At 67.1% G+C, this 26288-nt stretch carries 25 protein-coding genes; 14 read left to right on the top strand and 11 right to left on the bottom strand.

Features of this window, described 5'->3' with window-relative positions:
* Positions 1–16 precede the first annotated feature (16 nt).
* A complete protein-coding gene (locus LE190_RS07835) occupies positions 17–2065 on the bottom strand; it encodes a M13 family metallopeptidase (protein WP_225238201.1) in 2049 nt (682 codons plus the stop codon).
* Positions 2066–2597: 532 nt separating this feature from the next.
* Between LE190_RS07835 and LE190_RS07830 the strand changes: the two genes are divergently transcribed.
* Together LE190_RS07830 and LE190_RS07825 are read left to right on the top strand one after the other, a co-directional pair.
* Positions 2598–4031 (top strand): S41 family peptidase, encoded by a 1434-nt coding sequence (locus LE190_RS07830; RefSeq protein ID WP_225238200.1) that lies wholly within the window; start codon positions 2598–2600, stop codon positions 4029–4031.
* Positions 4032–4146: 115 nt separating this feature from the next.
* Complete coding sequence (locus LE190_RS07825; RefSeq protein ID WP_225238199.1) at positions 4147–5268, top strand: beta-ketoacyl-ACP synthase III; 1122 nt, start codon at positions 4147–4149, stop codon at positions 5266–5268.
* A gap of 54 nt (positions 5269–5322) precedes the next feature.
* Here LE190_RS07825 and LE190_RS07820 read toward each other — a convergent pair whose 3' ends face one another.
* The 7 genes from LE190_RS07820 to LE190_RS07790 form a co-directional block, all read right to left on the bottom strand.
* Positions 5323–7365, bottom strand: a complete 2043-nt coding sequence (locus LE190_RS07820) for an NADPH-dependent 2,4-dienoyl-CoA reductase (RefSeq protein ID WP_225238198.1) — start codon at positions 7363–7365, stop codon at positions 5323–5325.
* An 85-nt stretch (positions 7366–7450) separates the two neighbouring features.
* Complete coding sequence (locus LE190_RS07815; protein WP_225238197.1) at positions 7451–7903, bottom strand: hypothetical protein; 453 nt, start codon at positions 7901–7903, stop codon at positions 7451–7453.
* A gap of 11 nt (positions 7904–7914) precedes the next feature.
* On the bottom strand, positions 7915–8379 hold the full coding sequence (locus LE190_RS07810; RefSeq protein ID WP_225238196.1) for a DUF2721 domain-containing protein: 465 nt from the start codon (positions 8377–8379) through the stop codon (positions 7915–7917).
* A gap of 49 nt (positions 8380–8428) precedes the next feature.
* Complete coding sequence (gene pip / locus LE190_RS07805) at positions 8429–9385, bottom strand: prolyl aminopeptidase (RefSeq protein WP_225238195.1); 957 nt, start codon at positions 9383–9385, stop codon at positions 8429–8431.
* Positions 9386–9440: 55 nt separating this feature from the next.
* Positions 9441–10760 (bottom strand): amino acid deaminase, encoded by a 1320-nt coding sequence (locus LE190_RS07800; protein WP_225238194.1) that lies wholly within the window; start codon positions 10758–10760, stop codon positions 9441–9443.
* Positions 10761–10862: 102 nt separating this feature from the next.
* Positions 10863–11603, bottom strand: a complete 741-nt coding sequence (gene phbB, locus LE190_RS07795) for an acetoacetyl-CoA reductase (RefSeq protein WP_225238193.1) — start codon at positions 11601–11603, stop codon at positions 10863–10865.
* 45 nt (positions 11604–11648) lie between these two features.
* Positions 11649–12827 carry an acetyl-CoA C-acetyltransferase gene (locus LE190_RS07790; protein ID WP_225238192.1) on the bottom strand — a complete coding sequence of 393 codons (1179 nt, stop codon included), beginning with the start codon at positions 12825–12827 and terminating at the stop codon, positions 11649–11651.
* Between the two features lie 287 nt (positions 12828–13114).
* Between LE190_RS07790 and minC the strand changes: the two genes are divergently transcribed.
* The 3 genes from minC to minE are packed head-to-tail and all read left to right on the top strand — an operon-like array spanning position 13115 to position 15029.
* Positions 13115–13915 (top strand): septum site-determining protein MinC, encoded by an 801-nt coding sequence (minC, locus tag LE190_RS07785; RefSeq protein ID WP_225238191.1) that lies wholly within the window; start codon positions 13115–13117, stop codon positions 13913–13915.
* Positions 13916–13960: 45 nt separating this feature from the next.
* Positions 13961–14776: a septum site-determining protein MinD gene (minD, locus tag LE190_RS07780; protein WP_225238190.1), complete on the top strand. Its 816-nt coding sequence runs from the start codon at positions 13961–13963 to the stop codon at positions 14774–14776.
* A 1-nt stretch (position 14777) separates the two neighbouring features.
* Complete coding sequence (gene minE, locus LE190_RS07775; protein WP_224943581.1) at positions 14778–15029, top strand: cell division topological specificity factor MinE; 252 nt, start codon at positions 14778–14780, stop codon at positions 15027–15029.
* Between the two features lie 70 nt (positions 15030–15099).
* Here minE and LE190_RS07770 read toward each other — a convergent pair whose 3' ends face one another.
* Complete coding sequence (locus LE190_RS07770; protein ID WP_225238189.1) at positions 15100–15648, bottom strand: hypothetical protein; 549 nt, start codon at positions 15646–15648, stop codon at positions 15100–15102.
* 188 nt (positions 15649–15836) lie between these two features.
* Between LE190_RS07770 and LE190_RS07765 the strand changes: the two genes are divergently transcribed.
* The 9 genes from LE190_RS07765 to LE190_RS07725 all read left to right on the top strand — a co-directional run bounded on the left by LE190_RS07765 (position 15837) and on the right by LE190_RS07725 (position 25520).
* A complete protein-coding gene (locus tag LE190_RS07765; RefSeq protein WP_225238188.1) occupies positions 15837–16526 on the top strand; it encodes a response regulator transcription factor in 690 nt (229 codons plus the stop codon).
* A gap of 104 nt (positions 16527–16630) precedes the next feature.
* Positions 16631–17920 carry a glutamyl-tRNA reductase gene (hemA, locus tag LE190_RS07760; protein ID WP_225238187.1) on the top strand — a complete coding sequence of 430 codons (1290 nt, stop codon included), beginning with the start codon at positions 16631–16633 and terminating at the stop codon, positions 17918–17920.
* A 79-nt stretch (positions 17921–17999) separates the two neighbouring features.
* Positions 18000–19076, top strand: coding sequence for a peptide chain release factor 1 (prfA, locus tag LE190_RS07755; protein WP_225238186.1), 1077 nt, complete (start codon positions 18000–18002; stop codon positions 19074–19076).
* Positions 19077–19169: 93 nt separating this feature from the next.
* Positions 19170–19643, top strand: coding sequence for a disulfide bond formation protein B (locus LE190_RS07750; protein ID WP_224943733.1), 474 nt, complete (start codon positions 19170–19172; stop codon positions 19641–19643).
* A complete protein-coding gene (gene prmC, locus LE190_RS07745) occupies positions 19640–20467 on the top strand; it encodes a peptide chain release factor N(5)-glutamine methyltransferase (protein ID WP_225238185.1) in 828 nt (275 codons plus the stop codon). The genes LE190_RS07750 and prmC overlap by 4 nt, the downstream gene beginning before the upstream one ends.
* A gap of 62 nt (positions 20468–20529) precedes the next feature.
* Positions 20530–22284, top strand: coding sequence for a DUF885 domain-containing protein (locus LE190_RS07740; protein WP_225238184.1), 1755 nt, complete (start codon positions 20530–20532; stop codon positions 22282–22284).
* A 94-nt stretch (positions 22285–22378) separates the two neighbouring features.
* A complete protein-coding gene (gene gshA / locus LE190_RS07735) occupies positions 22379–23977 on the top strand; it encodes a glutamate--cysteine ligase (RefSeq protein ID WP_225238469.1) in 1599 nt (532 codons plus the stop codon).
* Between the two features lie 37 nt (positions 23978–24014).
* The gene (locus LE190_RS07730; protein WP_225238183.1) at positions 24015–25034 is read left to right on the top strand and encodes an arginase family protein; all 1020 of its coding nucleotides are present in this window, start codon (positions 24015–24017) and stop codon (positions 25032–25034) included.
* A 33-nt stretch (positions 25035–25067) separates the two neighbouring features.
* A complete protein-coding gene (locus LE190_RS07725; RefSeq protein ID WP_225238468.1) occupies positions 25068–25520 on the top strand; it encodes a GNAT family N-acetyltransferase in 453 nt (150 codons plus the stop codon).
* Positions 25521–25527: 7 nt separating this feature from the next.
* Here LE190_RS07725 and LE190_RS07720 read toward each other — a convergent pair whose 3' ends face one another.
* Together LE190_RS07720 and LE190_RS07715 are read right to left on the bottom strand one after the other, a co-directional pair.
* Positions 25528–25692, bottom strand: a complete 165-nt coding sequence (locus LE190_RS07720) for a hypothetical protein (protein WP_224943556.1) — start codon at positions 25690–25692, stop codon at positions 25528–25530.
* A gap of 114 nt (positions 25693–25806) precedes the next feature.
* The gene (locus LE190_RS07715; protein WP_225238182.1) at positions 25807–26268 is read right to left on the bottom strand and encodes an FKBP-type peptidyl-prolyl cis-trans isomerase; all 462 of its coding nucleotides are present in this window, start codon (positions 26266–26268) and stop codon (positions 25807–25809) included.
* Positions 26269–26288: the final 20 nt, after the last annotated feature.

The following is a 26288-nucleotide window of genomic DNA, read 5'->3' as shown; positions in this document are numbered from 1 at the left end:
GTCTGTCAAGGCCCGGTTACCAGATCAGGACGCGGTCCTGCGGTGCCAGGTACATCTTGTCGCCCGGTTTCACGCCGAAGGCCTCGTAGAACTCCGGCATGTTCATCACGGTGCCGTTGGCGCGGAACTGGCCCGGCGAGTGCGGGTCGGTCTTGACCTGGTTGATCTGCTGCGCTTCGCGCATCTTCGAACGCCACACCTGGCCGAAGCCCATGAAGAAGCGCTGGTCGCCGGTCAATCCGTCGATCACCGGGGCCGGCTGGCCGTGCAGCGACAGTTTATAGGCCTTGTACGCGATCGACAGGCCGGCGTTGTCGCCGATGTTCTCGCCCAGGGTCAGTTCACCGTTGACGTTATAGCCGGGCAGCGGCGAGAAGCCATTGAACTGCTTGACCAGCTTGTCGGTACGGCTCTTGAACGCGGCGCGGTCGGCGTCGGTCCACCAGTCGCGCAGGTTGCCGTCGCCGTCCGACTGGCTGCCCTTGTCGTCGAAGCCGTGGCCGATCTCGTGGCCGATCACGGCGCCGATCGCGCCATAGTTCACGGCATCGTCGGCGCGCATGTCGAAGAACGGCGGCTGCAGGATCGCGGCCGGGAACACGATCTCGTTGGTCGTGCTGCGGTAGTAGGCGTTGACGGTCTGCGGCGTCATGCCCCATTCGGTGCGGTCGACCGGCTTGCCCAGCTTGTCCAGCTGGTAGTTGTAGCGGAAGGTCGCGGTGCGCATCGCGTTGCCGACCAGGTCGTCACGCTTGATGGAGAGCTTCGCGTAGTCGCGCCACTTGTCCGGATAGCCGATCTTCGGGGTGAACTTGGCCAGCTTGGCGCGGGCTTCCTTCTTGGTATCCGGGCTCATCCATTCCAGGTTGTCGATCGACTGGCCGTAGGCAACAATCAGGTTCTTTACCAGCTCTTCCATGCGCGCCTTGCGCTCGGCCGGGAAGTGTTCCTTCACGTACAGCTTGCCGACCGCTTCGCCCATCGCGCTCTCGACCGCGCCCACGCCGCGCTTCCACAGCGGGGCCTGTTCCGACACGCCGGAAAGAGCGGTGCCGTAGAACGAGAAGCTCTGGTCCACGAAGGCCTTGGAGAGCAGCGGCGAGTATTCGCGCAGCAGCTGCCATTCGAAGTAGGACTTCAGGGTCGACAGGTCGGTCCTGGCCAGCACCTCGTTCAGGCCCTGGAAGTAGCTCGGCTGGTTGACGATGATGGTATCGACCTTGCTGCCGATGCCGGCTGCGCCCAGCGCCGCCTTCCAGTCATAGCCAGGCGCCAGCTTGCCCAGCTCGGCCACGCTCATCTTGTTGTAGCGCTTGACCGGGTCGCGGTTTTCGACGCGGGTCCACTGCACCTTGGCCAACTCGGTTTCGAAATCGACGATCGCCTTGGCCTGGGCCGCGGCATTCTTCTCGCCGGCCAGCGCCAGCGTCTTCTCGACGTGGGTCAGGTACTTGGCGCGCACTTCGGCCAGCTTGGCGTCGTCCTGCTTCAGGTAGTAGTCGCGGTCCGGCATACCGAGGCCGCTTTGCGAGATGTACACGACGTGCTCGCTCGACTTGCGCATGTCCTGGCTGACATAGATGCCGTACGGGGTCGACACGCCGATCTTCGACAGATGCCCGACCAGCGCCGGCAGGGCCTTCTTGTCCTTCAGGGTGCGGATCTTCTGCAGCTCGCCGTTCAGCGGCTTGGTGCCCAGCGCTTCGCGGCGCGCTTCATCCATGTAGCTGGCGTACAGGTCGCCGATCTTCCGGGTCTCGCTGCCGGCTTTCGCCGACTTGTCGGCCTGGGCCGCCTCGATGATGGCCTTGATCTGCGGCGTGACGTCGTCGCGCAGCTTCATGAAGGTTCCCCAGCTTGCCTTGTCGCCCGGGATTTCCGTCTCTTTCAGCCACTTGCCGTTCAGGTAAGTGAAGAAGTCGTCCTGTGGACGCACGCTGGTATCGATGTACTGCGTGTCGACGCCCGAGATCGGGGTGCCCGGCTTGGCCGGCGCCTTGTCCGCCGCATTGGCAAAGGCTGCTGCCAGGGACAGCGTCAGGGTGCTCAAAAGGATACGCTTCACGGAAATGGTCCTCGTCTACTTGGATTGCTGAGTTGGGAAAAAGCGGCCGGCTCATGACCGGTCTCGAATAGGCATCCGCCAGCCGTCCCCGACGGCAAAGGCTCAGGGCATTCTAGCGGCTGCGCCCGGGGCGGCAACGTCGCCGGAAGCTTTTTTACTTTTCGATACATGCAAAGGGGCCGTATCTCATATGCATGTGTTGGTACGCCACCACACAGCGCCGGTCCGGGGCCGGACCATAAAAAAGCCCGCGGAGGGGGCCGCGGGCAAAGACCACTTCAAGAGTGGAGAGAGAAAAACTGGAATCGACTATAGAACTGCCCCCTTGCGTCCGCTTGGACTCTTACAATTGCTTACCACGCCAGACTGCGCAAGCTGGGCTGCGCGCTTTGTCGGTACCTTTGTCCCACTGCGGAGCAGCGCCCCGCATTCAGGTTTATACTGGACTTGCGCTATCTCATGGGCAGCAAGCGGATAGCGAGCGCTTACATCGGCAGCGTTGACATCTGCAGTGTTTATCTCTGGTCACCCAATGGGCTCCACTTTCAAGAATTCCTGTCTCGTCGGCCTCGGCGCCATCGCCGGAGTAGCGCTCACCATGCAGTTCTCCGCACTGGCCCACAAGCCGGTCGACGCTGGCATGCCGCTGGCGGAACTGCGCCAGCTGGCCGATGTGTACGGCGTCATCAAGTCCACCTACGTCGAACCGGTCGAGGACAGGGCCTTGCTGTCGGAAGCGATTTCCGGCATGGTCGCCTCGCTCGACCCGCACTCGGCCTACCTCGACCCGCGCGCCTACCGCGAGCTGCGCGAGGGCACCGAAGGCCGCTTCGTCGGCCTGGGCATCGAGATTTCCGAGAGCGAGGACGGCTACGTGGAAATCGTCGCTCCGATCGAGGATTCGCCGGCCTGGGAAGCCGGCATCAAGGAAGGCGACCTGATCACGCAAATCGATGGCCAGCCGGTGCAGGGCCTGCCGATCGACGAGGCGATCAAGCGCATGCGCGGCGAACCGGGCAGCAAGGTCACCCTCACCATCGCGCGCAAGGGCAGTCCGATGCCCCTGCGCTTTACCATCGCGCGCGGCGAGATCGTCCAGAAGAGCGTCAAGGCGAAAATGGTGGAGCCGGGCTACGCCTGGCTGCGCATCGCCCAGTTCCAGGAACCGACCGTGGACGATATGGCGGCCAGGCTGCGTGCCCTGTACCGCGACAATCCGGACATGAAGGGCCTGGTGCTCGACCTGCGCAACGACCCGGGCGGCCTGCTGCCGGGCGCGATCGGCGTCGCCGCCGCCTTCCTGCCGAAGGACGCCGAGATCGTCTCGACCAACGGCCAGCTGCCGGATTCACGCCAGCGCTTCTACGGCCGTCCCGAGTTCTACATGCTGCGCAGCGGCGCCGATCCGCTGGCCACGCTGCCGGCGGCTTTCAAGAACATGCCGATGGTGGTGCTGGTGAACACCGGCTCGGCCTCGGCTTCGGAAATCGTGGCCGGCGCGCTGCAGGACTACAAGCGTGCCACCATCCTCGGCAGCCAGACCTTCGGCAAGGGCTCGGTGCAGACCATCCGTCCGATCGGCCGCGACGCCGCCGTCAAGCTGACCACGGCGCGCTACTACACCCCGGCCGGCCGTTCGATCCAGGCGCGCGGCATCGTGCCGGACTTCCCGGTCGACGAGACGGCGCATGGCGACGGCCTGAATGCGCTGCGCATGCGCGAGGCCGACCTCGAACGCCACCTGTCGAACGACCGCGACAAGGAAGCGGCCACGCGCCAGGAAGACATCGAGGAACAGATGCGCCTGTGGGCCGAGGCGCGCGCGGGCAAGCCGGTCGACTACGGCAGCGCCGACGACTTCCAGCTGGCCCAGGCGCTGCGCCACCTCAAGGGCCAGCCGGTACAGCTGTCGCGCCGCTCCGGCAAGGGCGTGGCGGAAGCGACCCTGGCGCAGCATGCGCGCTGATGCAGCCTGGATGAAGCGGGTATTGCCAATTCCGACAATTCCCAGGTCCGGCGGGAGGGTGTAGAATCGCCGTATCTCCGGGGAAACGCCCCTCATTTCCATTGAAAGTCCCAACATGAAACCTGTCGTGATCAGCGGCACCGGCCTGTTTACGCCGACCCACTCCATCTCCAACGATGAGCTGGTGACGGCCTACAACGCCTACGTCGACCTGCATAACCAGGAACACGCGGCCGCGATCGCCGCCGGCGAAACCACCGCGCTGGAGCATTCCAGCAGTGCCTTCATCGAAAAAGCCTCCGGCATCAAGTCGCGCTACGTGATGGAGAAGGAAGGCATCCTCGACCCGACGCGCATGACGGCCCGCATTCCCGAGCGCGGCGACGACCAGGTCTCGCTGCAGGCCGAGATGTGCGTGGCCGCCGCGCGCGAAGCGCTGGCGCGCGCCAACAAGCAGGCCGCCGATATCGACATGGTGCTGGTGGCCTGCTCCAACATGCAGCGCCCCTACCCGGCCATGGCGGTCGAGGTGCAGGAAGCGCTGGGCATCGAGGGCTTCGGCTTCGACATGAACGTGGCCTGCTCCTCGGCCACCTTCGGCATCCAGACCGCGATGGACGCGGTGCAGAGCGGCCGCGCGCGCGCCGTGCTGATGCTGAACCCGGAAATCACCAGCGGCCACCTGAACTTCCGCGACCGCGACAGCCATTTCATCTTCGGCGACGCCTGCACCGCGGTGGTCGTGGAAGCGGCCGAGACGGCCACCAGCGCGCACCAGTGGGAAATCCTGGACAGCAAGCTCAAGACGAAATTCTCGAACAACATCCGCAACAACTTCGGCTTCATGAACCGCTTCGACGAAGCGGGCATCGGCGCGCCGGACAAGCTGTTCCGCCAGCAGGGCCGCAAGGTGTTCAAGGAAGTGTGCCCGATGGCGGCCGAGATGATCGCCGAGAGCGTCAGGAACGCCGGCCTGGAGACCAAGGACGTGGCGCGCTACTGGCTGCACCAGGCCAACCTGAACATGAACCTCTTGATCATCCGCACCCTGCTGGGCCGCGACGCCGAGCCGGGCGAGGCGCCGGTGATCCTCGACTCCTACGCCAACACCTCGTCGGCCGGCTCGATCATCGCCTTCCACAAGTACCAGGACGACCTGCCAAGCGGGGCGAACGGCGTGATCTGCTCGTTCGGCGCCGGCTATTCGATCGGCGCCGTGGTGGTGCGTAAAAAGTAATCGCCCCCGTCGTCTTGCAGGGTGGGCGGAAGACCGCCTACCCTGCAATGACGCCTACAATGACGCCGCCAGCTCCGCCCCTTCGCGGATCGCCCGCTTCGCATCCAGCTCCGCCGCCAGCGCCGCGCCGCCGATCTTGTGGAAGCGCGGTCCGCCCTGCCCCGGCTGCGCCGGCATCAGCTCCGCCAGGCTTTCCTGCCCGGCGCAGATCACCACATTGTCCACTTCCAGCAGGCGCGCCTCGCCCCCCACGGTGATATGCAGGCCGGCGTCGTCGATGCGCTCGTACTGCACGCCGGCCAGCATCTGCACGCCGTTGCGCACCAGGGTTGCGCGGTGCACCCACCCGGACGTCTTGCCCAGCCCCGCGCCCGGCCGCGTGCTCTTGCGCTGCAGGAGCCAGACCTCGCGCGCCGGATGCGGCGGCACGGGCGGCGCCAGGCCGCCCGCCGCGTTCGAGGCCGGATCGACGCCCCACTCGCCCATCCAGTGCGCCTTCGGCACCGGCAGCGGCACGGCGGGGTCGTGCACCAGGAACTCGCCCATGTCGAAGCCGATGCCGCCGGCGCCGATGATGGCCACGCGCCGGCCCACCGGCCTGCCCTCGCGCAGCACGTCGAGGTAGCTCAGCACCTTCGGATGGTCGATGCCGTCGATGGCAGGCTTGCGCACCTTGATGCCGGTGGCGACGATCACCTCGTCGTAGCCGTCAAGCAGCAGTTCCTCGCGCGTGACGCGCCGGTTCAGGCGCACCTCGACTCCCGTGAGCGCCAGCTTGCGGCCGAAGTAGCGGATGGTCTCGGCGAATTCCTCCTTGCCGGGCACGCGCATGGCGACGTTGAACTGGCCGCCGATGCGGTCGAGCGCGTCGAACAGCGTCACCTGGTGGCCGCGCTCGGCCGCCACGGTGGCCGCCGACAGGCCGGCCGGGCCGGCGCCGACCACCGCCACCCGGCGCGGACGCGCCGTCCTGCGGTACACCAGTTCGGTCTCGTGGCAAGCGCGCGGGTTGACCAGGCAGCTGGCGCGCTTGTTTGAAAAGGTATGGTCGAGGCAAGCCTGGTTGCAGGCGATGCAGGTGTTGATCTCGTCGGTCCGTCCCGCGGCCGCTTTCGCCACCCAGTCCGGATCGGCCAGGAAGGGCCGCGCCATCGACACCAGGTCGGCGCTGCCCTGCGCCAGCAGGGCTTCGGCATCACTCGGCATGTTGATGCGGTTCGAGGCCACCACGGGGATGCCCACTTCGCTGCGCAGGCGCCCGGCCACCTCGGCAAAGGCCGCGCGCGGCACCGAGGTCACGATCGTTGGAACGCGCGCCTCGTGCCAGCCGTAGCCGGTGTTCAGGATCGTCACCCCGGCCGCTTCGAGGGCCCTGGCCACCGCCACCACCTCGTCCCAGGTATTGCCGCCCTCGACCAGGTCGAGCACCGAGTGACGGTACATCAGGATGAAGTCGGGGCCGACCTCGGCGCGGATGCGCCGCACCACCTCGACCGCCAGCCGCATGCGGTTGTCGATCGAACCGCCCCACTCGTCGCTGCGCTGGTTGGTGCGCGCGCACAGGAACTGGTTCAGCAAATAGCCTTCGCTGCCCATCACCTCGACCCCGTCGTAGCCGGCCATGCGCGCCAGCTTCGCGCAGCGCGCGTAGGCGGCGATGGTCGCTTCGATGCCGCCCGCATCGAGCGCCTTCGGCCTGAACTTCGAGATCGGCGACTTCAGGCTGGACGCCGACACCACGAAGGGCTGGTAGCCATAGCGGCCCGCGTGCAGGATCTGCAGCACGATCTTGCCGCCCTCCTCGTGCACGGCGCGCGTGACGCGCCGGTGGTTGGGCACGTCGCCGATGAAGTTCAGGGTGCCGCCGAAGGGCAGCAGCCAGCCCTGCCGGTTGGGCGAGATGCCGCCGGTGACGATCAAACCGGCGCCGCCGCGCGCGCGTTCGCGGTAGAACGCGGCCAGCTTGCCGTAGTGGTAGAAGCGGTCTTCGAGCCCGGTGTGCATCGAGCCCATGATCACGCGGTTCTTCAGCGTGGTAAAGCCGAGGTCGAGCGGCGCGAGCAGCCGTGGATAGCGTGGGTGCGGGGTAGTGTCCATAGCACGGCATTACACCGTGATTTCGTGGAAGGATGTTACTAAACCGCTGCCACCGGCCCGGGGTAGCTGACTCAGGACAGCTGTCTCAGGAAAGCTGAAAATCGCGCGCGCGCAGTTCGGCGAAGGCCTCGATGCTGCCGATGTTGATGACGACCGGGTTCAGGCTCGCGTTCGGCGACATCGAGCGCCAGGCGAACTGCCATTCCTTTTCGCGCGACATGCCCAGGCTCTTCGAGAACGCGGCGCCCAGCGGCGAACGGCTTCCATATTCGACCTTGCCGTCGATGCCGGCCCAGTTGGGCAGGGTGCGCTGGACCGCGCGGTGCAGGCGCTCGCCGAATTCCTCGGTGTTGTGGATCACCAGGCAGCGGTCGGCGGGGCTGAACACATCGAACAGCGCCTTGTCCCAGGCGGTCGAGAACGATAGCGCCAGGAAGCCGCCGTCGGGCAGCAGGCGGAACTGGCCGCGCAGCGCGGCTTCGAGCTCGTCCTGCGGGGCATAGCGGTAAAGGGTGGGGGGGCGTTGGTAATCGTGCATGGTTGACTCGGTCATTCGGTGGGCGCGGGCTGGCGTGGCTGCTGGAGCGACAGCATGTGCTGCATGCGCATGAAGCGCGAGGCGATGAAGATCTCGCGCAGGAAGTAGACGAAGCTGCTGATCAGGCCGATCATCGCGCACACGAACAGTCCGGCGATGTACTGGTCCAGCGGGATGTTGGTGGTGTCGCCCAGGAACAGCAGCGCGATCACCAGGCAGACCATGAGGCCGCAGGCGGTGCTGGAGGTGATCGCGGTGTTGATCAGGTGCGCGCGCACGTACAGCGTTTCGAGCTCGGACGTATCCTCGGCGCTGCTGCGCAGCCTGAGGCGGTCTTCGAGCACGCGGGTGCGGTCGATGATGCGCGCCAGGCGGTTGGTCAGCACCGTGAGCTTGGTGGCCACGCCGGTCAGCAGGAAGACCGGCGCGATCGCCAGCTGGATGACGTGGCCGATGTCGCTGATCTGGATATTCATGGGTTGCGTTGCAGGTTGTCGTCGTTGGTCCGTAGTGTAGCAGCCGGGTTCAGTCGAAGCGGCGGTGACGCTTGAACTGCTCGGTCGCATTCACCAGCGCACGCGCGATGCCGGTTTCCAGCGCGCCGTGGCCGCCGTCGGGCACCATGTGCAGCCTGGCGCCGGGCCAGGCCTGGTGCAGGCGCCAGGCCGACAGCGGCGGGCAGATCACGTCGTAGCGGCCCTGCACGATGGTGGCCGGCAGGTGGGCGATGCGCCCGATGTCGCGCACCAGCTGGTCTTCCTCGAGGAAGGCGCCGTGCAGCATGTAGTGCGATTCGAGCCGGCCCACGCCTAGGTCGAGCGCGTCGGACGAGGCTTCCTCGGGCTGCGGCAGCAGGAACACGCGGCGCCCTTCGAAGCGGCTCCAGGCGCGCGCCGCCGGCCAGTAGACGGCCGGGTCCTCGCACAGCAGGCGCTCGCAGTAGGCCTTGAGCAGGTCGCCGCGCTCGGCCGCCGGAATCGGCGCAACGAATTCCTCGTACAGCTCGGGATAGAACCACTTGACGCCGTTGATGAACCAGTCGACTTCGGCTTTCGTGCACAGGAAGATCCCGCGCAGCACGAAGCCGAGGCAGCGTTCGGGGTGGGCCTGGCCATAGGCCAGCGCCAGCGTCGAGCCCCAGGAGCCGCCGAACACCAGCCACTGCTGGACGCCGAACATCTGGCGCAGGCGCTCGATGTCGTCGATCAGGAGCTGGGTGGTGTTGTTGCGCCACTCGCCCAGCGGCGTGGACTTGCCGGCGCCGCGCTGGTCGAACAGGATCACGCGGTAGGCGGCGGGGTCGAAGAAACGGCGGTGCTGGGGCGACAGGCCGGCGCCCGGGCCGCCGTGCAGGAACAGCACCGGGATGCCGTCGGGATTGCCGACTTCTTCCCAGTAGATCGTGTGCAGCTCGTCGACGGCGAGCATGCCGTGGCGGAGGGGCTGGATCGGCGGGAACAGCGACGGCGGCGTGGCTGGCATGTGGCGTGACTCTCTCTGCGGGTGACAGCCGATTGTAGCCTACCCGCCCGCCGTTTCAGAAGAAGGTGTTGAGTGCCTGGGTCACATGGTAGGCGTCGTCCACCGCCAGCAGCACTGGCCACTTGTCGAAGGTGGTGCAGGGGTGCGAAATGCCGCAGCCGACCAGGTCGCCCACCTGCAGCGCCGCGCGGATCGCGCCCTCGGGCAGGCGCAGGTAGGCGTGCTGGTCGTTCATCTTGACGATCTCGCAGCCGGGCGGCAGCACGGACGGCGCATTGGCCGCGCTGCCTGGGCGGTGCATGAACAGCGGCGCCGGCAGCGTTTCGTCGTAGGAGGCGTCGCGCTTGCCCATCGTGAGGATGGCCAGGCCGGGCTCGGGACGCGACTGCACGCTGCTCCAGACTTCCAGCGCCGGACGCAATCCGTCGGCGTGGGCCTCGCGTGCATCCAGCTGGGCCAGCAGGCGCTGGTAGGAACCGTGGTCGCTGGTGAGGTAGCAGCCGCTGCGCAGCACCGCGCGCACCGGACGCGACAGGCCGTCGATACCGGCGAAGCCGCGCGCAACCAGGTCGAAGTAGGACGAGCCGCCGGCCGACAGCAGGATCTCGGCGGCGCCGAACAGGCCCTCGGCGTCGGCGGTTTCGACCAGGTCCACCAGCTCGGCCAGGAAGGCGCGCACGGCGCGCAGGTCGGCGTCGCGGTCCTGGCTGACGAGCAGGCCTTCGTAGCCTTCGAAGCCGGCCAGCGCCAATCCTTCGGCCGCGGCGACTGCGCGCGCCACCGCCAGCGCCTGTTCCGGGCTGCGGCAGCCGGCACGCTTGCCGTGCAGGCCGAGTTCGACCAGCACCGGCAGCGGGCGCGCCAGGGCGTGCGACGCCCTGGCCGCCGCCAGCAGCGCCACGCCCTCGAGCGAATCGGCCAGCACGAAGCATTCGAAATCCGGATCCGCATGCAACAGCGCCAGCACGGCCGCGATGTCGGCGCGCGCCACCAGCTGGTTGGCCAGCAGCACGCGGCGCACGTTGAAACGGTGCGCTACCTGCACCTGGGTGGCGCTGGCCAGCGTGATGCCCCAGGCGCCATTGGCCAGCTGGGCCGCGAACAGCTGCGGGCTCATGGTGGTCTTGCCGTGCGGGGCGAGCGTGACGCCGTGGCGCGCGCAAAAGGCCTGCATCCAGGCCAGGTTGTGCTGGAGCGCCGATGTCTTCAGCACGGCCACCGGGAAGGAGGTATCGCCGCGCAGCACGTTCCAGCCCTGCACCCCGACCGCGCCCTGGCGCAGGGGTTCGGTGATCGGCAGGCCCTTGGTACCGGGCAGCAGGAGTTGTTCGTCGAGGCTGGACAGGGCGAGGCCGTCGCGGGGCAAGGTGTGCATGGCGCTTCGTGATGGGTGGCGATTTGGCTATTCTAGCGGGCCTGGAATCCAAAAAAAAAAGCACCGCCCCAGCGGTGCTCCGGCGGCTTCAAGCCACGGCCATTACTGCATGTGCTGGCCGCCGTTGATCGCGATGTTGGCGCCGGTCACGAACGCCGCCTCTTCCGAGGACAGGTAGGCAACCAGGCCGGCCACTTCTTCCGGCTTGCCGAGGCGGCCCATCGGGATCTGCGGGATGATCTTGGTTTCCAGCACTTCGCTCGGAATGTCCATCACCATCTTGGTGCCGATATAGCCGGGCGAGATGGTGTTCACGGTCACGCCCTTGCGCGCCACCTCGTAGGCCAGGGCCTTGGTGAAGCCGTGCATGCCCGCCTTGGCCGCCGAGTAGTTGGTCTGGCCAAAGGCGCCCTTCTGGCCGTTCACCGACGAGATGTTGATGATCCGGCCCCAGCCGCGCTCGACCATGCCATCGCAGACCGGCTTGGTCATGTTGAACACGGAATCCAGGTTGGTCTTCATGACCGCATCCCAGTTTGGCTTGTCCATTTTCTTGAAGGTCATGTCGCGCGTGATGCCGGCGTTGTTGACCAGCACGTCGACCGGGCCGACGTCCTGCTCGACCTGGCGCACGCAGGCCTGGGCCGAGTCATAGTCGGAGACGTCGCAGGGATAGGCCTTGAAGTCATAGCCCTGCTCCTTCATCTGGCCGAGCCAGCTGTCCACCTTCGTGTTCCCCGGCGAATACGTCGTGACAACCTTGTACCCCAGGGCGGCCAGCTTGATGCACACCGCTTCGCCCAGGCCGCCCATGCCGCCCGTCACCAATGCTACTCGTGCCATTGTCTTCTCCAGTTATTGTCAGTCACTGTTTCCCTACAAAAATCCTCAGTCGCGCTCGACCGCCAGCGCCACGCCCATGCCGCCACCGATGCACAGGCTGGCCAGTCCGCGCTTGGCGTCGCGCCGCACCATCTCGTGCAGCAGCGAGACCAGCACGCGGCAGCCGGACGCGCCGATCGGGTGACCCAGGGCGATCGCGCCGCCGTTCACGTTGATCTTCGACGTATCCCAGCCCATTTCCTTGTTGACCGCGATGGCCTGGGCCGCGAAGGCCTCGTTGATCTCCATCAGGTCGATGTCTTCGTGGGTCCAGCCCGCCTTCTGCAGGCACAGGCGGGTGGCCGAGACCGGCCCCATGCCCATGATCGACGGATCCAGGCCGGCCGAGGCATAGGCCTTGATGCGTGCCAGCGGGGTCAGGCCCAGCTCGCGCGCTTTCGAGGCGCTCATCATGATCACGGCGGCGGCGCCGTCGTTGATGCCGGAAGCGTTGCCGGCGGTGACGGTGCCTTCCTTGTTGAAGGCCGGGCGCAGGCTGCTCAGCGCTTCCAGGGTCGAGCCATGCTTCGGATATTCGTCGGTGTCGAAGATGGTCGGGCCTTTTTTCGACGGGATCTCGACCGGAATGATCTCGTCCTTGAACTTGCCCGCCTTCTGGGCGGCCTCGGCCTTGAGCTGGGATTGCAGCGCGAACTCGTCCTGCTCGGCGCGCGACACGTCGTACTTGCGCGCGACGTTCTCCGCGGTGACGCCCATGTGGTACTGGTTGTACACATCCCACAGGCCATCGACGATCATGGTGTCGACCAGCTTGGCGTCGCCCATGCGGAAGCCGTCGCGCGAGCCGTTCAGCACGTGCGGCGAGGCGCTCATGTTTTCCTGGCCGCCGGCGATGACGACCTGCGCGTCGCCGCACTTGATGGCCTGGGCCGCCAGGTGGGTGGCCTTCAGGCCGCTGCCGCACACCATGTTGATGGTCTGGGCCGGCACCATGTCGGGCAAGCCGGCCTTGATCACGGCCTGGCGCGCCGGGTTCTGGCCGGCGCCGGCGGTCAGGACTTGTCCCATGATGACCTCGCTCACCGAGGCGGGATCGATGCCGGTCTGCGCCAGCAGCTGGCGGATCACGTGCGCGCCGAGCTCGGCGGCAGGAATCTTGGCCAGTGTGCCGCCGAACTTGCCGACCGGCGTGCGGCCAGCGGCCACGATGACGACGTCTTCCATGTTGATCTCCCTAGTTCCGGCCTCGGCCGGAGATGTTGAGATGCCGGACTCGCAAAGCCATGCATCTTACGGTTGGTATGGTGCTGATGTTTAAGCAAAATCAATCTTATCAGCTTATTCACCGAATACAACCGTGCGATCGTCCATGCTTTTGGTGGGCCCGCGCCGCCTGCTTTTTTGAACAGCGCAGGAACAGTTCTTTCTACTAGGAATGATGTTCGTCCAACTGTCCTTTCGGTCAATTTTCACAGTAGAATGCACGAGCGCAACGCCAACCAGACCGTTTTATGCCGAAAACCCCGACCTCGCTGCCCATCGAAATCAAGATCTCCACGGTCGTCGCCATTTCGACGATCCTGCATTCGGCCGACCCGGCCGTGATCGACGCCGCGCTGCACCAGATGACTGGCGGCGTCTCCGACTTTTTCGAGGACGAGTTCGCGGTGATCGACATCGCCGCCATCGCACACGAGCAGCCCGCGATCGACTGGCCGGCCCTGGTGGCGCTGCTGAAGAAATACCGCCTGAACGCGGTCGCCGTGCGTGGCGCCGGCCCCGACATGGCCGACGCGATCCGCGCGCACGGCCTGTCGCTGGACGACGGCGCCAGCGGCGTGCGCGCGCCGGAAACCCACGCGGCGCCGGCGCTACAGGAACCGCGGGCGCCACAGGAAGCCGTGCCCGCCCCGCAAGCGGCTACCCCGGCCGCTGCCCCGGCGGCAGCTCCTGCCCCGGCTGCGGTATCGACCATGATCATCGATACCCCGGTACGCGCGGGCCAGCGCGTCTATGCGCGTGGCGGCGACCTGATCATTACTGCCGTTGTCAACAATGGCGCGGAAATCATTGCCGACGGCAGCATCCACGTGTATGCGCCGCTGAACGGCCGGGCGCTGGCGGGCGCCTCCGGCAATCCCGAGGCGCGCATCTTCGCCCTGTCGATGCAGCCGGAACTGGTGTCGATCGCCGGGGTGTACCGCACTTTCGACGACGGCTTCCCGAACGACCTGGCGCGCCAGCCCGCACAGATCCGGCTGGTCGGCGACCGGCTCGATATATCATCGCTGGCGCCGCCTTCGCGCGCTTAAACCATTTGACCCGCAGATACTGCTAGAAACGTAAAGGACCTTTTTGTGGCAAGAATTATTGTTGTGACGTCCGGCAAGGGCGGTGTGGGCAAAACCACTTCGAGCGCGAGCTTTTCCAGCGGCCTGGCCCTGCGCGGCCACAAGACCGTGGTGATCGACTTTGACGTCGGCCTGCGCAACCTCGACCTGATCATGGGCTGCGAACGCCGTGTGGTCTATGACCTGATCAACGTGGTCAATGGCGAAGCCACCCTGAACCAGGCCCTGATCAAGGACAAGCATACCGACAACCTGTTCATCCTGCCGGCTTCGCAGACGCGCGACAAGGATGCGCTGAGCGAAGACGGCGTCGAGCGCGTGCTCAACGAGCTGGTCAAGATGGGCTTCGAGTTCATCATCTGCGATTCGCCGGCCGGCATCGAGCACGGCGCGCTGATGGCGCTGACTTTCGCCGACGAGGCCATCATCGTCACCAACCCGGAAGTGTCCTCGGTACGCGACTCGGACCGCATCCTCGGCATCATCCAGGCCAAGTCGCGCCGCGCCCAGAGCGGTTCCGAGCCGGTCAAGGAACACCTCCTGATCACCCGCTACTCGCCGAAGCGGGTGGAAGCGGACGAAATGCTGTCCTACCAGGACGTGCAGGAAATCCTACGCATCCCGCTGATCGGCATCATCCCGGAATCGGAATCGGTGCTGCATGCCTCGAACCAGGGCAACCCGGCGATCCACTTCAAGGGCACCGACGTGGCCGAAGCCTACGAGGACGTGATCGCCCGCTTCCTGGGCGAAGACCGTCCGCTGCGTTTCACGACCTACGAAAAGCCGGGTTTGTTCCAGCGCATCTTTGGAGCCAAGTGATATGCCACTGCTCAATTTCCTTTTTCCGAAAAAAGAGAAGAGCGCGACAGCCGCCAAGGAACGCTTGCAGATCATCATTGCGCGCGAGCGCACCAACCGGGCCGGTCCGGACTTCCTGCCCGCCCTGCACCGCGAGCTGATCGAAGTGATCTCGAAGTACACCAAGGTGAATGCGGACGACATCAAGATTTCGCTCGACCGCCAGGGCAACCTGGAAGTGCTCGACGTGAACGTCGTGTTGCCGGATGCCTGAGCCCGAGATGTTTACCATCTAAACAAATGCCCGCGTCAGCGGGCATTTGTTTATCCAGCAGCGATGTAGCTCAGACCGGTACCTGGGCGGTCCCGGCATCGGTCACCTGGATCTTCTGCAGTTCGCGCGCCACCTTGGCGCAGGCGTCCACGTGCTGGTAGCCCATCTTGCGAAACAGCGCGAAACCGATCGCCGCCGAGGCCACCTGGCCTGCGATCGGCACCACCTTGGTAACGGTCTTGGCCGCGATCCGGATGCCGGCCCGCTTGAACAGCTGCAGCACCAGTGTCTTCGTCACCAGCTTGCCGACCAACATGCCGCCGACCGAGGCCGCCGCCTGGTAAGCCAGCACCCGCATGCGCGGATGGAGCCGCTCGATCTGCTGCTGGCTCAGGCCGAACTCGCGGTTCACCTCTTCCACCAGCACGGTAAACGTGGTCAGGTCGGACAGGATGTCCACGCCGGGCAGTGGCACTGCCGCTACCCCGGCCGATACCAGCGCGCGCTTGCGCACCATCTCGCGGCAGCGCTCGCGCACGATCTCGATCTCGGAGCCACGCACGGGCTGCACCGGCGGTTCCGCCGCGGCCGCTTCCTTTTTCTTGCGTCTAAACAACATATTCCCTCCGGGTCAGCTGATAAAGACAAGTGTAACGCCCAGGGTCATTTCTCCTTAACACAACAGATATAATTTCTAAAACGCAAATTCGTTATTTTGCTGTAGCGCTATTTTGTGAATGTCTGCTATATTCGGTTTAACTCTTGTAGGAGCGTTCCTACAAAGGCAACCTTACCTGTAGATGTCCTATGAAGATCGCCGTTCTCGAACAAGACCGTAGCCAAGCTGAACTGATTTGCCAGGTGCTTACCTCAGCCGGTCATCATTGCCAGCCTTTCGACAGCGCCAGGGAATGCCTTGCGCAGTTGCGCAAAGAGAACACGGACATGCTGGTGCTGGACTGGAACGTGCCCGACATGGATGGGGCCGAAGTGCTGCGCCGCGCGAAGGAAAAGCTGGCCGCGAACGCACCCGTGATCTTTTTGGTCGGCAACAATGCCGAGGACGACATCATCGCCGGCGTCACTGCCGGCGCCGACGACTACCTGGTCAAGCCGCTGCGCCGTGGCGAACTGGTCGCGCGTGTCTCGGCCCTGCTGCGCCGCGCCTACCCGTCGCAGAACAGCGCCGAGCAGCTGCAGTTCGGGCCATTCACGTTCGAGACCCGTCCGGGCCGCCTGCTCAAGGATGGCTCGATCATCGACGTCACCCAAAAGGAATTCTCGCTGGCACTGCTGTTCTTCCGTAACATCGGCCGCCCGCTGTCGCGCGCCTACATCCACGAATCGGTCTGGGTGCGCGATACCGACGTGCCTTCGCGCACGATGGACACCCACGTTTCCCGCGTACGCAACAAACTCAGCCTGCGTCCGGAAAACGGTTTTCGCCTGGTGCCGGTTTATAGCTACGGCTACCGCCTGGAAAAGCTGGGCGCCTGAGCCCTTGCCAGGGCGCCAACGGCGCCGGCAAGCCCTGCCGGCGCCCCTGAAACCCTGCTCCCATCAGGGTATAATGCCGCATACCCGTCGACCCGCCTCCCACAATGCAACTGCTTGCCGTTGGCCTGAACCATACCACCGCACCGGTCTCGCTGCGCGAGCAGCTGGCGCTCGCGCCTGACCAGCTCGGCAAGGCGGTGCAGGCGGCGCGCGGCTGGTTCGCGCGCCATGGGGCCGGCAGCGCCGGTGCGCACGGCGGCAACGAAGCGGCCATCCTGTCCACCTGCAACCGCACCGAGATGTACGCGGCCAGCGACATCGCCCACCCGCTCGACGCCTCGGCCCAGTTCCTGGCCCATTATCACGCGCTGAATTTCGCCGAACTGCGCCCGCACCTGTACATGCTGCCGCAGGACAGCGCGGTGCGCCATGCCTTCCGCGTCGCGTCGGGGCTCGATTCGATGGTGCTGGGCGAGCCCCAGATCCTGGGCCAGATGAAGGATGCGGTGCGCACCGCCGAGGAAGCCGGCGGCCTGGGCACCTACCTGCACCAGCTGTTCCAGCGCAGCTTCGCGGTGGCGAAGGAAGTACGTACGACCACGGAAATCGGTGCCCACAGCGTGTCGATGGCCGCCGCCGCGGTGCGCCTGTCGCAGCGCATCTTCGATCGCATCGCCGACCAGCATGTGCTGTTCATCGGTGCCGGCGAGATGATCGAGCTGTGCGCCGCCCACTTCGCGGCGCACAAGCCGAAATCGGTCACCATCGCCAACCGCACGATGGAGCGCGGCGCGGCGCTCGCCACCCGCTACGAGGGCCAGGCCATGCGCCTGGCCGACTTGCCCGAGCGCCTGCACGGCTTCGACATCGTGATCTCCTGCACCGCCTCGACCCTGCCGCTGATCGGCCTCGGCATGGTCGAGCGCGCCGTCAAGGCGCGCCGCCACCGTCCGGTGTTCATGGTCGACCTGGCCGTGCCGCGCGATATCGAGCCGGAAGTCGCGCGCCTGGACGACGTGTTCCTGTACACCGTGGACGACCTGGCCCAGGTGGTGCAGACCGGCCTGGAAAGCCGCCAGGCCGCGGTGGCCCAGGCCGAAGCCATCATCGAGAACCGCGTGCAATCCTTCATGCACTGGGTTGGCGACCGCGCCATGGTACCGGTGATCCGCGACCTGCAGGACGCCAGCGAGGCGCTGCGCCTGGCCGAACTCGAACGCGCGCGCAGGCTGCTGGCGCGCGGCGACGATCCGGAAGCGGTGCTGGAAGCGCTGTCCAGGGGCCTTGCCGCCAAGTTCCTGCATGGTCCGCAGCAGGCGCTGCACCAGGCCCAGGGCGACGAGCGCGCCCGCCTTGCCGCCCTGCTGCCGCAGCTGTTCCGCGGCCGCCGTTAGCGGTCCTCTTCGTTTTGTCGTGCGCTCCTTCCTGGAGCGCGTCCCGGCCCGTAGCGGCTACCCAGACTCTTTCACACCCATGAAACCATCCATGCTGGCCAAGCTGGACCAACTGGCCAACCGACTCGTCGAACTGGACGAACTCCTGATGTCCGAAGGCGCCACCGCCAACATGGACAGCTACCGCAAGATGACGCGCGAACACGCCGAGCTGTCGCCGCTGGTCGCCCTCTACCGCCAGTATGGCGCGGCCCAGGAAGACATCCATGCGGCCCAGGAGATGGCGCAGGACCCCGAGATGAAAGATTTCGCGCAGGAAGAGATCGAGGCCGCCCGCGCGCGCCTGGCCGCGCTGGAGCTCGATCTTCAAAAAATGCTGCTGCCGAAGGACGAGAACGACGAGCGCAACATCTTCCTCGAGATCCGCGCCGGCACCGGCGGCGACGAATCGGCCCTGTTCGCGGGCGACCTGCTGCGCATGTACACCCGCTTCGCCGAGCGCAACCGCTGGCAGGTCGAGGTGGTGTCGGAGTCAAGCTCGGACCTGGGCGGCTACCGCGAAGTCATCGTGCGCATCATCGGCAACGGCGTGTATTCGAAGCTGAAGTTCGAGTCGGGCGGCCACCGCGTGCAGCGCGTTCCCGCCACCGAGACCCAGGGCCGGATCCACACCTCGGCCTGCACCGTGGCCGTGATGCCGGAAGCGGACGAAGTGGAAGACGTGAACATCAACCCGGCCGACCTGCGCATCGACACCTACCGCGCGTCCGGAGCGGGCGGGCAGCACATCAACAAGACCGATTCGGCGGTGCGCATCACCCACCTGCCGACCGGCATCGTGGTCGAGTGCCAGGACGACCGCAGCCAGCACAAGAACAAGGCGCAAGCCCTGAAGGTGCTGGCGGCGCGCATCAAGGACGTGCAGCTGCGCGAACAGCAATCGAAAGAGGCGGCCACCCGCAAGAGCCTGATCGGCTCGGGCGACCGCAGCGAGCGGATCCGCACCTACAACTTCCCGCAGGGCCGCCTGACCGACCACCGCATCAACCTGACCCTGTACAAGCTGGACTTCATCATGGATGGCGACCTGCAGGAGCTGGTCAATGCGCTGGCGGCCGAGCACCAGGCCGAGCTGCTGGCGGCGCTCGGGGACTGATGTCCCCATGCGCGAGGCGGCATGGGTAGTGGCGGCGGCGGCTTCGTGCGAGAATGCCCGGTCCGAACCACACCAGATAAGAATCCACCGATGCTGCCCTCCAACCGCCAGATCCTGTTCGCCATCTCGTCGATCTGCTTCGCGCTGATCGCCGTCGCCCTCTACCTGCAGCACATCCAGCATATGCTGCCCTGCCCGCTGTGCGTGATCCAGCGCTACCTGTTCCTGGCCATCGGCGTGGCCAGCCTGGTGGCGGCGATCAGCGGCAGGCTGCGCCAGGGAACGATCCTGGCCCTGCTGGCGGCCCTGGGCGGCCTGTACGCGGTCGGCAAGCACCTGTACGTGATCGCCCATCCGGGTTTCAGCTGCGGCATCGATCCGATGGAGACTTTCCTCAACAAGATCCCGACCGCCGAGTACCTGCCCTGGGTGTTCCGCGCCGACGGCCTGTGCGAAGGCGCCACCGACTCGCTGATGGGCCTCGCGATCCCGCAATGGTCGGCGCTCTGGTTCGGGGTGCTGACCGTGCTGCTGGCCTTCGTCCTGGTACGCAAGCAGCGCGCATGAAGCACCTCGTCGAGGCTGGCGCCACCCTGGGCCAGCTGCAGGCCGCGCTGCCGCTCGATCCGCTCGAAAACCGCATCCTGCTGTGCCACGCGCTCGGCCTGGCGCGGGTGGCCCTGATCACCCAGTCCGAACGCGCGCTCACCGGCGGTGAAGCGGCACGCCTGGAAGCGCTGCTGCGGCGCCGCCTGGCGGGCGAGCCGATCGCCTACATCGTGGGCCGGCGCGAATTCTTCGGGCTGCCGTTCCAGGTCGGGCCGGGTGTCCTGATCCCGCGCCCGGACACCGAGCTGCTGGTGGAACTGGCACTGGCGCGCCTGCCGCCAGGTGCGCACATGCTCGACATGGGCACCGGCAGCGGCGCCATCGCGGTCGCCTGCGCCCACAGCCGCAAGGATGCGCGGGTCACCGCGCTCGACCTGAGCGAGGATGCGCTCGCGATCGCGCGCGCGAACGCCGCCGCGAATGGCGCCGCCGTGCGCTTCCTGCGCAGCGACTGGTATGCGGCCGTGGCCGGCGAGCGCTTCGCCCTGGTCGCCTCCAACCCGCCCTACATCGCCGCCGGCGACCCGCACCTGGCCCAGGGCGACCTGCGCTTCGAGCCGGTTGGGGCGCTCACGGACGGCGCCGACGGCCTGTCGGCCCTGCGCCGCATCGTCGCCGATGCGCCGCACCACCTGGAAAGCGGCGGCTGGCTGCTGCTCGAGCATGGCTACGACCAGGCCGCGGCGGTGCGCGAGCTGCTGGCGGCGCGCGGCCTGCAGGAGGTACAGAGCTGGCGCGACCTGGCCGGCATCGAACGGGTCAGCGGCGCGCGCCTGCCCTAGCCTGCGCGGTCCCCGGGGCGCCATTGTTACAATGGCCAGTCCCTGACCCGTCATCCATGCGCATGCGCACACTGCTTGCCTCGCTCATCCTGCTCGCGCCCATCGTTTGCGGCGCGGCCGACACCCCGGCCGACACGGCGCGCCGCCTGTTCGAACGCGAGTGGGAATGGCAGCTGCGCCAGCAGCCTGAATACGCCACCGCCATCGGCGAGCACCGCCACGACGCGCTGCTGGCCGACACGTCGCTCGCCGCGCGCGCCGCCAGCGCCGAGCACGCGCGCGAGGTGCTGGAGGAAGCGCGCCGCATCGACCGCGGCCAGCTTGCCGGCCAGGACCTGCTGTCCTACGACCTGTTCGTGGCCGCCCGCGAACGCGAGCTGGAAGCGCTGGCCCTGACCCCGTTCGACCCGCAGCCGATCAGCAGCTGGGACGGCCTGCACCTGCGCCTGCCGCGCCTGGCCGCCCAGATGCCCTTTGCCACCGAAGCGGACTACCGCAACTACCTGGCGCGGCTGGCGGCGCTGCCGGCCCACGTCGACGGGCTGGTCGAACAGATGCGCGCCGGGCTGCGCGCCGGCTGGACGGTGCCGAAGCTGGCGCTGGCGCCGGTGCCGGAGGCGCTGCGCCGCCTGCACGAAGGGATCGCCGGCGGCCCGCTGCATGCACCCCTGCAGCGCATCCCGGCCACGATCGACGCGGACGTGCGCGAAGACCTGCTGGACGAGGGCATCGAGGCGCTGGCGACGGCGGCGCTGGCCCTGCAGCGCCTGGAAGACTTCCTGCGCAATGAATACCTGCCGGCCGCACGCGAGAGCATTGGTGCCGCCGGCCTGCCGGGCGGCGCCGCATGGTATGCCTTCCAGGTGCGCAAGGTCACCACAACCCCGCTCAGTCCGGCCGAGGTGCATGCGATCGGCCTGAAGGAAGTGGCGCGCATCCGCGCCGCGATGGCCGCCCTGGTGCCGCGCACCGGCTTTCGCGGCGAACTGGAACGCTTCCTGGTGTTCGCGCGCAGCGACCGCCGCCTGTTCTTCGGCCAGCCCGAGGCCCTGCTGGCGCGCTACCGCAAGGCGCTGGCGCGGGCCCAGGCCAGGCTGCCGAAGGTGGTGGCGACGGTGCCGGAGGCGCCGCTCGCGGTCAAGCCGATGCAGGAACTGCCCGGGCTGCAAGGCCAGCCGGTGGCCTATTACGAAGCCGGCAGCGAGACCCGCGCCGCGGCGCTGGTGGTCAACCTCTCGCAGCTGGCCACGCGTCCGGTATGGCAGGTGGACGCCGTGGCCCTGCATGAAGGCGTGCCGGGCCACCACCTGCAGGTGGCGCGCGCCCAGGAGCTGGCGCTGCCGGCCTTCCGCCGCCATGGCTGGTACCAGGCCTACGGCGAGGGCTGGGCCACCTATGCCGAGGGCCTGGGCCAGGAACTGGGCTTCTTCGGCGACCCGTTCTCGCGCTTCGGCCAGCTCAACGAAGAGATGCTGCGCGCCGCGCGCCTGGTGGTCGATACCGGCATCCATGCGCTGGGCTGGTCGCGCCAGCAGGCGCTCGACTACCTGAACACGCATACCGCCAATCCGCCGCAGGAAAACGCGGCCGAAGTCGAGCGCTACATCGCGCAGCCGGCCCAGGCGCTCGCCTACAAGATCGGCCAGCTGCGCATCGCCGCGCTGCGCGACGCGGCGCGCGCGGCCCTCGGTCCACGCTTCGACCAGCGCCGCTTCCACGATGCGGTGTTGCGCAACGGCGCGCTGCCGCTCGACCTGCTGCAGCGCGAGCTCGAGCGCTGGGTGCAGAGCGAACGACAGGCCGCCAGGCGGGAATGAGGGGGCGCTCGGCGCGCCGCGCGTTTTTCGGTTACTCTCTGCTCCAATCCGCATTGGCAGTATAAGAAAGGAAACACCCGTGTCGAATCAACCAGTGTCGAACCAACTGCAGCGCCGCCTCGCCCTGCTCGACGACGAGGACCACCGCGCCCTGCTTGGCCAGGGCCTGCGCGGCATCGAGCGCGAAACCCTGCGCGTGGACCGGCACGGCCACCTGGCGCGCACCCCGCATCCGCGCGCACTCGGTTCGGCACTCACGCATGCCCAGATCACCACCGACTACGCCGAAGCCCTGCTGGAGTTCATCACCCCGGCCGAACACGACATCTCGACCGTGCTGAACCACCTGGACGCGATCCACCGCTATGCGCACGCGCGCCTCGGCGACGAGATGCTGTGGAGCGTGTCGATGCCCGGCGAGCTGCCCTCGGAAGAAGCCATCGAGATCGCCTGGTACGGCAAGTCCAACCTGGGTATGCTCAAGCACGTCTACCGGCGCGGCCTGGCGCTGCGCTACGGGAAGGCGATGCAGTGCATCGCCGGCATCCACTACAACTACTCGCTGCCGGAAAGGCTGTGGCGGCTGGTGGCCGCCAGCGAAGGCATCGTCGAGGAACGCCGCCATGCGCTGCGCGACTTCCAGTCCGAGAGCTACATTGCGATGATCCGCAATTTCCGCCGCTACAGCTGGCTGCTGATGTACCTGTTCGGCGCGACACCGGCCCTGACCACCAGCTTCCTGCGCGGCCGTCCGCACCAGCTCGAGACGCTGTCCGATGACACCCTCTACCTGCCCTATGCGACCAGCCTGCGCATGAGCGACCTGGGCTACCAGAACGACGCCCAGTCCGGCCTGCGTCCGCACGAGAACAGCCTGGAAAGCTATGTCACCAGCCTGATGTCGGCCGTGAACACGCCCTATGAGCCGTATGCGGCGGTCGGCACCCGCAAGGACGGCGAATGGATCCAGCTGTCCACCAACGTGCTGCAGATCGAGAACGAGTACTACTCGACGATCCGGCCGAAGCGCGTGATCCGCACCGGCGAGCGTCCGGTGCAGGCGCTGTGCAACCGCGGGGTGCAGTACATCGAGGTGCGCTGCCTGGACGTCGATCCGTTCGAACCGGTCGGCATCAGCCTCGAGACCGGCCGCTTCCTGGATGCCTTCCTGCTGTTCTGCGCGCTCGAGGAAAGCCCCCCGATCAGCCCCGAGGACGGCCAGGTCCATGCGCGCAACTTCGCGCGCACCGTGAAGCAGGGACGCGACCCGGCCCTGACCCTCACCCGCGACGGCGCCGAGCTGCCGCTCACGGACTGGGCGCTGGAGCTGGTCGAACGCATCCGCCCGCTGGCCCGGCTGCTGGACCAGGAACACAACGACGGCGATGTACACACTTCCTCGCTCGACCTGCAACAGGCCAAGATCGCCAATCCGGCGCTGACCCCGTCGGCGCGGGTGCTGGAAGAGATCCGCAGCCTGGGCTCGGCGGCAGCGTTCGGGCTGCGCCAGAGCCAGCTGCATGCGGCCAGCTTCCGCGACAGTCCCCTGATGCCGGCCGAGGAAGCGCTGTTCGACGAGATGGCGCGCAAGTCGCTGGAGGAACAGGCGCAGATCGAGCGCAGCGACAGCGGCAGCTTCGACGACTTCGTCGCGGCCTACAACAGCAGCACCTTGTGCGGCAACCACCACTGAGCGCGCCCGCCACCGCTGCTACCGCCACCAGCGCCGCATGCTCACGTTCTACAACGAACACCACGGCCTGCAGCCGGCCTGCACCGGCGGCGCGCCATGGGACGGGCAAGCCGATGCGGTCGGCCTGACGCTGGCCGAACTCGAGCGCCGCGGACTGGGGCGCATCGTCACCCCGCACGCCGTGTCGCTGGCCTCGCTCGAGCGCGTGCATGCGCCGCGCTACCTGCACTTCCTGCGCAGCGCCTGGAGCGACTGGAGCGCATATGGGCCGGACCACGGCGAGGCACTGCCGGCCCCGCTGCTGGCCCGGATCTGGCCGCCATGCGGCGCGCCCGGCGCGGCGGAGCCGGAGGACTTCATCGCGCGCCTCGGGCTGTTCGCCGCAGACAGCTGCACGCCGCTGGGCGCCGGCACCTGGCGCGCGGCCAGGCAGGGCGCCGACTGCGCCATCAATGCCGCCCATGCGCTGCGCGTGGGCGAGCGCGCCAGCTTCGCGCTGACCCGCCCGGCCGGCCAACATGCGCGCGCCGCCGGTTTCGGCGGCGGCTGCTTCCTGAACAATGCGGCGCTGGCGGCCCAGCACCTGCTGGACGAGGGCCTGCGAAGGGTGGCGATCCTCGACCTCGCGCCCCATCACGGCCACGGCACCCAGGACATTTTCTATGAACGCGCCGATCTGCTGTTCGTATCGCTGCACCTCGACCCGCGCCAGGACTACCCCTACTATGCCGGCCATGCCGGCGAACAGGGCGCCGGCGCGGGCCTGGGCACCACCATGAACCTGCCGCTGGCGCGCGGCTGCGGCGCCGCGGCCTGGCACGCCGCGCTGGAGAGCGCCTGCCTCAAGCTCGCCATGTTCCGCCCCGAGGCGCTGGTGGTCTCGCTCGGCGGCGGCCTGGGACCGGCCTTCGGCCTGCAGGGCGGCGGCTGCCTGCGCATCGGCGAACGGCTCGCGCACCTGGGCCTGCCCGCCGCCTTCGTGTTCGAAGGCGGGAACGAAGGCGACAAGGGCATCGGCGCCGTGCACATCCTCGAAGGTTTCGAAACCGCCGCCTGAGCCTCGCGCGAAGCGGCATTACCCTTGCTTACCATGATCGACTGGCAGTTCTCTCATTTCAACGACCTCAGTCCCGCCGACCTGTACGAAGTGCTGGCCCAGCGCCAGGATGTCTTCATCCTCGAACAGACCTGCCTCTACCCCGACATCGACGGCCTCGACCCGCGCGCCCACCACCTGCTCGGCTGGCACAGCGTGGACGGCGTGCGGCGCCTGGCCGCCTACCTGCGCGTGCTCGGTCCGGGCGTAAAGTACGAGGAGATGTCGCTCGGCCGCGTGATCACGGCCAGGTCGGCGCGCGGCCTGGGTGCCGGACGCGCGCTGCTACAGGAAGGAATTGCACGGGCCGAAGCCCTGTATCCGGGCCACCGCATCCGCATCGGCGCCCAGCAGTACCTGGAGCGTTTCTACCAGGGCTTCGGTTTCCGGACCGTGTCGGCGCCCTACGACGAGGACGGCATCCTGCACCTCGACATGCTGCGCTGATGCGGAATCAATGTGGCCGGTGCATGGCGAATTTTCCCGCGGCGTAGAGCACCAGGGCGGCCAGCAGCAGCCAATAATCGGGCTCTTCCTGGAGGGTTGTCGGGCGCGGGCAGGCCAGTACCGGCGTGGCCAGCTGGGACAGGAAGGAAAGGCGGAAAGAAAGGCGGGGCATGGCGGCGGATGTGCAGGTCATTGGAACCTGCAGCATCGGCCATGCGGGGAGGCCGGCGTGTGCGCCAGCGCAGGAGTGCGCAGCGCCGGGACGCGTGTCCCGGCGCTTCTTACATCAAGGCAGTTTGCACTGGGCCGAGGTACCGGCGCAGGTCAGGCTGATTTCGAACACCAGGCCGTTGTTGGGCGGGATGCCGTTGCCGCCGCGGGCGCCGTAGGCCAGGTTGGACGGGACTTCGACGGTGCGCTTGCCGCCCACTTTCATGCCGGTCACGCCCTGCTGGAAGCCGTCGATGACGCCAGGCGCGCCCAGGTCGAAGGAGAAGCTGCCGTTTTCCAGGCGCGTGCCCTTGTGGTCGGCGGCCGAGGCGCTGTACAGCCACAGGATGTAGCTGACGGCGACGTGCTTGCCGGCGGTCGCTTCGGCGCCGGTGCCGAGCGCGTTGTCGGTCTTGACCAGGGTGGCCGGGTTGTTCGGGTTGACGACGTCGGCGCCGGAATCACCGCCGCCACCGCCGCAGGCGGTCAGGCTGAGGATGGCGACAAAGGCGGCGATCAGGGGGAACTTCAGCTTCATGTTAATCCTTCGGGTAGATG

It is taken from the genome of Massilia hydrophila, assembly GCF_020208145.1.
GTDB classification, from domain to species: domain Bacteria; phylum Pseudomonadota; class Gammaproteobacteria; order Burkholderiales; family Burkholderiaceae_D; genus Telluria; species Telluria hydrophila.
The sequence above is the reverse complement of the archived record's forward strand: the minus strand, read 5'-3'. Positions and strand labels throughout refer to the sequence as shown.

Coding starts and splice junctions, on each gene's coding strand:
- LE190_RS07830 (WP_225238200.1), top strand. CDS start 2,598: ATGGGCTCCACTTTCAAGAATTCCTGTCTCGTCGGCCTCGGCGCCATC.
- LE190_RS07825 (WP_225238199.1), top strand. CDS start 4,147: ATGAAACCTGTCGTGATCAGCGGCACCGGCCTGTTTACGCCGACCCAC.
- LE190_RS07820 (WP_225238198.1), bottom strand. CDS start 7,365: ATGGACACTACCCCGCACCCACGCTATCCACGGCTGCTCGCGCCGCTC.
- LE190_RS07815 (WP_225238197.1), bottom strand. CDS start 7,903: ATGCACGATTACCAACGCCCCCCCACCCTTTACCGCTATGCCCCGCAG.
- LE190_RS07810 (WP_225238196.1), bottom strand. CDS start 8,379: ATGAATATCCAGATCAGCGACATCGGCCACGTCATCCAGCTGGCGATC.
- pip (WP_225238195.1), bottom strand. CDS start 9,385: ATGCCAGCCACGCCGCCGTCGCTGTTCCCGCCGATCCAGCCCCTCCGC.
- LE190_RS07800 (WP_225238194.1), bottom strand. CDS start 10,760: ATGCACACCTTGCCCCGCGACGGCCTCGCCCTGTCCAGCCTCGACGAA.
- phbB (WP_225238193.1), bottom strand. CDS start 11,603: ATGGCACGAGTAGCATTGGTGACGGGCGGCATGGGCGGCCTGGGCGAA.
- LE190_RS07790 (WP_225238192.1), bottom strand. CDS start 12,827: ATGGAAGACGTCGTCATCGTGGCCGCTGGCCGCACGCCGGTCGGCAAG.
- minC (WP_225238191.1), top strand. CDS start 13,115: ATGCCGAAAACCCCGACCTCGCTGCCCATCGAAATCAAGATCTCCACG.
- minE (WP_224943581.1), top strand. CDS start 14,778: ATGCCACTGCTCAATTTCCTTTTTCCGAAAAAAGAGAAGAGCGCGACA.
- LE190_RS07770 (WP_225238189.1), bottom strand. CDS start 15,648: ATGTTGTTTAGACGCAAGAAAAAGGAAGCGGCCGCGGCGGAACCGCCG.
- LE190_RS07765 (WP_225238188.1), top strand. CDS start 15,837: ATGAAGATCGCCGTTCTCGAACAAGACCGTAGCCAAGCTGAACTGATT.
- hemA (WP_225238187.1), top strand. CDS start 16,631: ATGCAACTGCTTGCCGTTGGCCTGAACCATACCACCGCACCGGTCTCG.
- prfA (WP_225238186.1), top strand. CDS start 18,000: ATGAAACCATCCATGCTGGCCAAGCTGGACCAACTGGCCAACCGACTC.
- prmC (WP_225238185.1), top strand. CDS start 19,640: ATGAAGCACCTCGTCGAGGCTGGCGCCACCCTGGGCCAGCTGCAGGCC.
- LE190_RS07740 (WP_225238184.1), top strand. CDS start 20,530: ATGCGCACACTGCTTGCCTCGCTCATCCTGCTCGCGCCCATCGTTTGC.
- LE190_RS07730 (WP_225238183.1), top strand. CDS start 24,015: ATGCTCACGTTCTACAACGAACACCACGGCCTGCAGCCGGCCTGCACC.
- LE190_RS07725 (WP_225238468.1), top strand. CDS start 25,068: ATGATCGACTGGCAGTTCTCTCATTTCAACGACCTCAGTCCCGCCGAC.
- LE190_RS07720 (WP_224943556.1), bottom strand. CDS start 25,692: ATGCCCCGCCTTTCTTTCCGCCTTTCCTTCCTGTCCCAGCTGGCCACG.
- LE190_RS07715 (WP_225238182.1), bottom strand. CDS start 26,268: ATGAAGCTGAAGTTCCCCCTGATCGCCGCCTTTGTCGCCATCCTCAGC.